The following is a 474-nucleotide window of genomic DNA, read 5'->3' as shown; positions in this document are numbered from 1 at the left end:
GGGTTGGGGCGCCGCGCCCGGGGCCGCGTTGCCGGGGCCCGCCGACAGGCCGAGAGGGAAGGGCTCGGCAATACCGCTTTCGTGCAGGCCGACGCCCAGCCCCATGCCTTTGGGCCGGAGGAGTTCAGTCTGGCCATGAGCCGGTTCGGCACGATGTTCTTCTCCGACCCGGCCCTCGCGTTCGCCAACATCGGGCATGCGCTGCGTCCGGGTGCGCCCTTGGTGCAGTTGGTCTGGCAGGCCGCCGACCTTCAGGACTGGCATACCGCGATCCGGGCAGCGCTCTCCCCCGGGCATCCGCCCTCGCTGCCGGTCCCCAAGGCCGACGACCCGTTCACACTGGCCGATCCGCACATCGTGGCCGACGCCCTGACCACGGCCGGCTTCACAGCGGTCGACGCCGTCGACGTACGCGAGCCCGTGTACTACGGCCCGGACACCGAGCGCGCGCTTGCCGGCGTACTCCAGCTACGG

1 protein-coding gene is annotated in these 474 nt (G+C 71.7%); it reads left to right on the top strand.

Features of this window, described 5'->3' with window-relative positions; genetic code table 11:
• Positions 1–3: 3 nt before the first annotated feature.
• The coding region (locus TN53_RS42275; RefSeq protein ID WP_052745428.1) for a class I SAM-dependent methyltransferase at positions 4–474 on the top strand (471 nt) is incomplete at its 3' end.

Origin of the sequence: Streptomyces sp. WM6386 (assembly GCF_000972385.1) — a bacterium.
Taxonomy (GTDB): Bacteria; Actinomycetota; Actinomycetes; order Streptomycetales; family Streptomycetaceae; genus Streptomyces.
The sequence above is the reverse complement of the archived record's forward strand: the minus strand, read 5'-3'. Positions and strand labels throughout refer to the sequence as shown.